This is a genomic window from Nitrospirota bacterium (assembly GCA_013388455.1).
Lineage (GTDB): Bacteria > Nitrospirota > Thermodesulfovibrionia > Thermodesulfovibrionales > SM23-35 > JACAFF01.
This window is the reverse complement of sequence record JACAFF010000041.1, coordinates 49,926-57,512: the sequence shown is the minus strand read 5'-3', so window position 1 is coordinate 57,512 and position 7,587 is coordinate 49,926. Positions and strand designations below refer to the sequence as shown.

The window sequence follows — 7,587 nt, the reverse complement described above, 5'->3', positions numbered from 1 at the left end:
GAGAATGGGAAGGTAGTGTATAGTGTTGAGGATAATGGGGCAGGGTTTAACATGAGATATGCAGATAAGCTTTTTAAGGTATTTCAGCGTTTACATAGTGAGAAGGATTTTCCCGGGACCGGGGTGGGACTTGCCATTGTGCATCGGATAGTAACCCGGCATGGTGGAGAAGTATGGTCTGAAGGGGAAGTTGATAAAGGTGCAACATTTAATTTTTCGTTGCCAAGCCAAAAAACATAAGATTGGGAAAACCGGAAAAAATATTTATATTTTTGATACTTATATGCCTGTCTCTATTGCTAAAGGGTTGTATTTTTCGGGTTTAATTAGTTAGTAGAAAACCATTGAAAGGAGACATTATGCGAAATATAAAAATTATTAAGATAACTCTTGCATGGATATTATTTCCCATGCTTATGTTACCGCATGAAATAGCAGCGCAAGATTACGGTGAGTCGGAACAATCTGAAAGATTTAAAAAGGAAGAACTCACTCAAATGCTTGCTTCAATTGCCCTTTATCCGGATTCGCTAATAGCTCAGATACTTATAGCATCGACATATCCGCTCGAAGTAGTAGAAGCTGAGCGATGGTTGCGTCAGAACAAGGGCTTGAAGGGTGATGAACTGGACAATGCTCTGAAACTGAAGCCATGGGATACAAGCATAAAATCGCTATGTCATTTTCCAGACGTACTTTTTGCTATGAGTGATAAACTTGACCAGACCAGAAAATTAGGAGATGCATTTCTTGCTCAGGAAGATGAAGTCATGGAGGTTATACAGGAACTGCGCAGGAAAGCTCAGGAACAGGGAAATCTCAAGACGACATCAGAACAAGAAGTCATCGTGGAGAAAGAAATTATCAGGATTGAACCTGCCAATACTCAGGTGATTTATATTCCAGTCTACGACCCTATTTATGTATATGGGCCATGGTGGTATCCAGCCTATCCTCCATATTATTGGTATTATCCTTATGGGTATGTAATCACCGGCGGATATATAAGTTATTCACCTCCTTTTTTTATTGGAATAGGTTTGTGGTCTTGGGTATGGTTTGATTGGCATGTGCATCATATTTATATAGAAGTCCATAAAACCAAGCGATTCCACAAAGAACACAAAAAGCAAGTTTCTGGTAAGGTTTACTGGCGTCATGACCCTTATCACAGGAAAGGAGTTGCTTACAGGGATAGTAAAACAAAAGAACGTTTCATAACAAAACCAGGATCTTTATGGTTGTCACCTTCAAGCCCTGAAATACGTGGATATCCGCCAAAAGAAGGTTCTGAGAAAAAGATATTTAAAACAAAAGAACAACCTGTTGAGGTTCAGAAAGGAATAATTGTCCCAGGAGCTAAAACCGAACCAAAAAAAATTAAACAGAAGCCAGTTCTGGATACCCCTTTCAGGGGAATCGGAAATGGAAGCTTTGAGAGGAAGGCAAGTGAAAGGGGAAGTGAAAGCCGCAAGAGTAAGCAAATAATAAGTCCGAGCAAAGTAATTATACAACCGGGTGGTATGTTCCCTGATAGCGGTAGCGGATTGAAATTCAGTAGATAGCCAAATGAGAATAAACAATAATTTTTCCATGACTATAGATGCATGATGGAGGAAAATAAATGAATAACAAGATATACCATGAGAAGGAAAAGATGAACTGGTTTTCTGTGATATTTTACCTCATCGTATTACTGGTATTTATGTTTTCAGTAGCTCCGTCTATTAAGGCAGATAGCCTTGATCAGCAGGGTTTTGATTCGTCTGAAGAAGCAGTCAAATCTCTTGTTGAAGCAGTAAGGATGCATAATCTGAAGAGGATTCTTTTGGTGTTGGGTCCGGCGAGCAGAGATTTAATCTCTTCTGGAGATGAAGCATCCGATAGGACTGATCGTGAAAAATTCCTCGAAGCGTATAAAGAAATGAATACACTTACACAAAAATCTGCTGATACAATGATTCTTTCTATAGGCATTGATAACTGGCCAATGCCTATCCCACTTGTGAAAAAGGGTTCAAGATGGTATTTTGATACGCAAAAAGGAAGACAGGAGATCCTGAACAGAAGGATAGGCAGAAATGAATTGAGCGTTATTGATGTGCTTCATGCTTTTGTCGATGCACAACATGAATATGCAACTAAGGATTGTGCAGGAAGTGGAAAGGTAGAATTTGCTCAAAAGATTATAAGCACTGAAGGAAAACATGATGGTCTATATTGGGATGCAAAAGAAGGTGAAGAAAGTCCTCTGGGACCATTGGTTGCTCAGGCTGCTGAAGAAGGCTATGCAAATCCAAATCTCCAGCCGTTCCACGGTTATTATTTCAAGATTCTGAAAGGACAGGGGAAATATGCTTACGGAGGAGCATATGATTATATAGTAAAAGGGAAAATGATTCTTGGATTTGCTATTATAGCCTTTCCTGCAGAATACGGAAATTCTGGCATTATGACTTTTATGGTAAATCAGCAGGGTATAATATACCAGAAAAATCTTGGCAAAAATACAAAGCGTAAAGCAGAGGCGATCAAGATATTCAATCCTGATAAAACATGGACAAAGGTTGAAAAATCAGTTTTATAATTACATTGAGTTAAATAAATTTTCGAGCAATGGCAGCATTATTTGGATTAAATTGAATTTATTTGCCTTTTTGGATTTGTTTCTTATTACTTATTTACTGAATAATTATTTCAACGTTCGGTAATTGTCCTTTAATCGCTTCTTCGATACACCTGTTGTCACATTGTTTACACGGACCTCCACAATATATAACCGCCTTGTTATCTTTAAATTCTAACAATTCTGCACAACTCTCATGAGCAGTTAAAATACATTGCAGACTCTCAAGAATTTCCCTGATCTTCTCTTCAGTATTTTCCAATGTTTTGTCTTCGATCCCTCTTACTTTATAATTTTATAATTAGTCCAGATTATTCGTTAAGACAGGACATAGTATTTTCGCTCATTCTCGGTCTTTGACCTCCGAGGGATTTTGCCTCTTAATCATTAATATACATACTGTATGAATATCGGCAAAATAAATCCGCTTAAATACTATGTCCTGTCTATACCCGAAAAATTTTATGAATAAAATAAGTAAGTATTCTATAAATTATATTATAAACATGTAAAAATTTTCTGCATTTACCACAGAATTGACTTATATCATATCTTTAAGTTATTTTCCATTATGGATTTTTTGAGCAAATTCAATATAATTGCCGCCATTTTTGTCTTTACGCTCTTAATCAATCTTCCTTTCGGATATGCAAGAGCAAGGGCAAAAAGATATTCACTAAGATGGTTCTTATATATACATATACCCATACCACTTATATTTATTGCAAGGATTATCTCTCATATCGATATAAAATACATACCAATTTTTGCATTTGCCGCTATTGCAGGTCAATTACTTGGTGGCAGAATGGAAATTTAAACTTGCTTACAACTATTCTTGTAAAACCTGGTATAATCGAACTTCGGGAAGTAAAAACTCCGTCACCATCTCGTGGAGAAATACTTGTAAAGATTAGAGCAGCGCTTACATGCGGGACTGACCTCAAAGCTTATAAACGTGGCCATCCGATGATACCTATGCCTGGAGTATTTGGCCATGAATTTTCTGGAATTGTCGCTGCTGTTGGTAGGGGAGTAAGAAGATTTAAAGAAGGTGATGGAATAATGGCAGTTCACAGCGCTCCATGTCTTAATTGTATCTACTGTAAAAAAAGGCTCTATAATCTATGCGAAAAGATAATGGACACAAAAGTTTTAGGTGCTTTTGCAGAATATATAGTCTTACCATCTCATATTGTTAAACAAAATGTTTATCATAAACCAGAAAATATAACCTTTGAAGAATCTGCTTTGCTTGAGCCTTTATCTTGTGTAGTTCATGGTATAGAATCTCTTACTATTAATAAAGGTGACAATGGACTTATTATAGGAGCTGGGCCTATAGGGCTTCTGCATTCATTGCTCTTGAAAGAAAAGGGGGTATTAGTAACTATAATAGATAAACATTTTTATAAACTGAGAGTAGCAAAAAAGGTGGGCGCAGATTTTATATCATCCCTTCCCATCAAGGGAGAGGAATCACACCCCTGTACCCCTCTCAAGAGGGAAGATATTTCCTCTACCCTTGCAGGTAAGAAGAATATTAATTTAAATAAAATTACCAATAATATTGGCTTTGATTATCTCTTTGAATGCACGGGGATACCAGAAGTCTGGGAGTCCTCTGTCAACTATCTGAGAAGAGGTGGAACAGTTATCCTCTTTGGCGGCTGTCCGTCAAGTACAAGGGTTACTTACGATACAGAAAGAATTCATTATGATGAGATAACATTGAAAGGAGTTTTTCACTATACCCCAACTGATGTGAGAAATGCATATAATCTTCTGTGTTCAGGAAAACTTGAGTTTTCGAAACTTATTTCAGGAAGATATTCATTAAAAAATATACAAAAGGCATTTGATAATTTATCAAAAGGTAAAGGAATAAAATATGCAATCATCCCATGAATTTACCCTCGGAATCCAAGACAGGCATTCGAAAGACAGAGCAAACTACTGAAGGATGCATTTATCGATTAAGTATTGATGTTAGTAAGATATTAGTAGTATATTGGTGGTGTGAAAATTAAGACATCAATCACTCTTCCGGAAGAACTTATTAGAAATATTGAAAATCTGGCCGGAAGGCAGCAGAATAAATCGGAATTTATTGAGAAGGCAGTAAGGGACTATATTGAAAGGCAGGTTAAATTAGAAAGGAATGAAGGACCTTATTATTCTTAATAAGAAGGCTGATAAACTCAACGAGGAAGCTGAAGATGTCCTTTCTTATCAGGTGGATTATGAAACGCGGTGACCTATACCGTGTATATAAAGGAGCCCCTCATGCCCCCGAAAAATTTCGTGTATTCGTTATAGTAAGCAGTCAGGTACTTATTAATTCAAACGAATGAAGCATTAAGAATTGCTTTAGATCTCTGATTTTAAAATTCCACCCGCGTTAGCCATATAAATAACTTGTCGATTTATGTGTTTATGAGTTATTCAGCCATATCAATTTTCTTGTTTTGGACAAGTCTGTATTTATATATAGCCAAATCCAGCGATAAAAACCTGCATTCCGAGCGGGGTGAGGAATCTCGTCGTTCAAGACATGGGCATTATTTTAATTGCATTATTCGGGTTAAGACAGTTTTATAATAGTTACGCCGATTCCTCCTTCTTCAGGTGTTCCACTTCTGAAAGAAACGATCAGCGGATGGTTCGAGAGATGTTCGTGTATTGCTTTCATTAACAGGCCTTTACCGATACCGTGAATTATTGTTATTTCACGTAAATCTGATAAGGAGGCATGGTTGATGAAATGTTCGAGTTTTGATATTGCTTCGTCAACCCGCAGTCCGACAAGGTTAAGCCTTGAGGAGACAGTTTTGTCAAATTTTTCTGTAAATAATGTGTATGTCTTTTCAAGAGGTAAAATATCTCCTCTTTTTTTACTTAAATCAGATAACGGGATTTCAATTTCTAAATTGCCAGTAATTACCTTTACACGATTTTGCTTAGAATTTATGTCAGTGATCATTGCATCATGACCAAGGGATCGGACAAAGACAATGTCACCCTTGTTGATTTCATTTATTGTAAGAATTTGATTATTTTCTTTATCATGTTTTTTTAGATTTTCTAAAACAGAATCCATTGTTGAATCAATCTGTTTAATAATTTTACGACTTTCGGCTCTTCCCTTTTTCTTTAATTCATCAAGAAGAGTATTCATTTGTCTTTTGGTAGCAGATATTATATCTAAAGCTTCCTTATATGCATTTGCAAGAATCTCCTTTTTGTTTTTTTCGAAATCGTGTGTTTTCTGTATCAATGTGCTACTTTTTTTGTCCAACTCTGAATGCTGTTTTCTGAGGTCCTCAAGTAATTTTTCATACTGCATCCTTTTTTCATGCAGATCTACTATCATTCTGTCAAAATCGATTTTTTGTGTTCCCAGCATTTTTTTTGCTGTTTCGATTATAATTTTCGGCAAACCGTATCTTGTGGCTATTTCAAGAGCATGAGACTGTCCAGGTTCACCAATACGTAATCTGTATAGTGGAGTAAGCATTTTTTGATCAAATTCCATAGAGGCATTTATCATGCCTTCTGTTTTATGAACAAATCCCTTAATTTCTGACAAATGAGTAGTGGCAAAAACAAGAGCTCCCTTCTTCCTCATTTCCTGTAAAATTGCACATGATAAAGCTGCCCCCTCTTCAGGATCAGTACCTGTGCCAAGTTCATCAATAAGGATAACAGTTTTAGAGGTTGTTTTTTTAAGAATGTCTGAGATATTAGATATATGTGCAGAGAATGTTGAGAGGTTTGTTTCTATTGATTGCTCATCACCGATGTCGACGAGGACGTTCTGAACTATCGGAAATGCAGTAGATGATTTGGCAGGGACAGGCATACCAGATAAGGCCATGAGAAGTAGAAGTCCTATTGTCTTGATAGCTATGGTTTTACCCCCTGCATTCGCACCAGTTATAACCATTACCGTGTTCTCAGTACCTAATCGAACGTCGAGAGGAACTATTTTTTGTGTATTATTTCCCATCCTCTGCAATGTTAGCTGGAGGAGAGGATGTCTCGCCTGTATGAGATGAATCGAATCAGAAGTATTGATTTGTGGATTTTCCATCTCTAAAAGGTCTGAAAACTTTGCGATACAATTTAGAACATCGAGATAAACAATAGTTTTAAATTCAGCCTGTAATTCATGTATCACGTTTCTTATGATTGAACAGAGATTCCTGAGAATACGAATCTCCTCAGCTTTATGTTCAGCCCTGAGATTTTCAAGTTCATTTGTAAGATTAATAATGCCGAGCGGTTCTATAAATGCAGTTTCTCCTGACTTTGAGACATCGTGAACCACCCCCTGAACCATTCCTTTCGAGTCCATCCTTACTGGTATGACCCATCTGCCTGATCTTGTTGTAATAAAATTATCCTGCAAAAAAACAGAGATTCGACTATCCCTGATTATCTCTTCAAGATTCTTCCTTATCCTTCCCTCGAGTGTCCTTATCTTTCCACGCAGTTCAGCAATTAGATATGAAGCGCTGTCAAGAATATTCCCTTCGCTGTCTATCGATTTTTCAAGTATTTCAAGAATATCAGGAAATCCTGTTAGATGGTCTGTAAGCTTTTTTAAAAAGGGTAGATCAAATCTGTTTTTCATCTGTTCTGATATGTGATAAGAAATGCTTAATACGGGAATGAATTCAGAAAGTTCACTGGCATCGAGGACAGAACCTTCAGGTCTTATTTTTGAGATAAGATCGGATATATCCGTAAAAGGGGATAACTTCAAAGGATTGCCTTCATTAGATAACTTGCGGATCTCAGCGATTTGTCTGAATCTGTTCTCAATATTATCTTTATCATGCATGGGATGAATCTTAAGCACAGAATTCCTTGATGCCTCACTATTTGAATAATCAGCAATAAAGCTAAGAAGCTTATCGAATTCAAGGAGTTTAAAAGTATTCGAAGGGATTGTCATG

At 36.8% G+C, this 7,587-nt stretch carries 8 protein-coding genes; 6 read left to right on the top strand and 2 right to left on the bottom strand.

Going from position 1 to position 7,587, the window contains the following annotated elements; translation table 11 throughout:
• The 3 genes from HXY53_10190 to HXY53_10180 form a co-directional block, all read left to right on the top strand.
• Window positions 1-240, top strand: a 240-nt coding sequence (locus HXY53_10190; GenBank protein ID NWF76912.1) for a PAS domain-containing sensor histidine kinase, incomplete at its 5' end; no start/stop codon positions are given.
• 119 nt (window positions 241-359) lie between these two features.
• A complete protein-coding gene (locus HXY53_10185; GenBank protein ID NWF76911.1) occupies window positions 360-1,565 on the top strand; it encodes a DUF3300 domain-containing protein in 1,206 nt (401 codons plus the stop codon).
• A 92-nt stretch (window positions 1,566-1,657) separates the two neighbouring features.
• Entirely contained in the window at window positions 1,658-2,587 is a 930-nt protein-coding gene (locus HXY53_10180) for a DUF2950 domain-containing protein (GenBank protein NWF76910.1), read from the top strand.
• 94 nt (window positions 2,588-2,681) lie between these two features.
• Here the strand turns inward: HXY53_10180 and HXY53_10175 are convergent, their stop codons facing one another.
• Window positions 2,682-2,888 (bottom strand): hypothetical protein, encoded by a 207-nt coding sequence (locus tag HXY53_10175; GenBank protein NWF76909.1) that lies wholly within the window; start codon window positions 2,886-2,888, stop codon window positions 2,682-2,684.
• Between the two features lie 309 nt (window positions 2,889-3,197).
• Between HXY53_10175 and HXY53_10170 the strand changes: the two genes are divergently transcribed.
• From HXY53_10170 to HXY53_10160, 3 genes are all read left to right on the top strand, one after another.
• Window positions 3,198-3,446 carry a hypothetical protein gene (locus HXY53_10170; GenBank protein NWF76908.1) on the top strand — a complete coding sequence of 83 codons (249 nt, stop codon included), beginning with the start codon at window positions 3,198-3,200 and terminating at the stop codon, window positions 3,444-3,446.
• A 2-nt stretch (window positions 3,447-3,448) separates the two neighbouring features.
• Window positions 3,449-4,534, top strand: coding sequence for an alcohol dehydrogenase catalytic domain-containing protein (locus HXY53_10165; protein NWF76907.1), 1,086 nt, complete (start codon window positions 3,449-3,451; stop codon window positions 4,532-4,534).
• A gap of 111 nt (window positions 4,535-4,645) precedes the next feature.
• Complete coding sequence (locus tag HXY53_10160) at window positions 4,646-4,810, top strand: ribbon-helix-helix protein, CopG family (GenBank protein NWF76906.1); 165 nt, start codon at window positions 4,646-4,648, stop codon at window positions 4,808-4,810.
• A 400-nt stretch (window positions 4,811-5,210) separates the two neighbouring features.
• Here HXY53_10160 and HXY53_10155 read toward each other — a convergent pair whose 3' ends face one another.
• Window positions 5,211-7,586 (bottom strand): endonuclease MutS2, encoded by a 2,376-nt coding sequence (locus HXY53_10155; GenBank protein NWF76905.1) that lies wholly within the window; start codon window positions 7,584-7,586, stop codon window positions 5,211-5,213.
• Window position 7,587 lies beyond the last annotated feature (1 nt).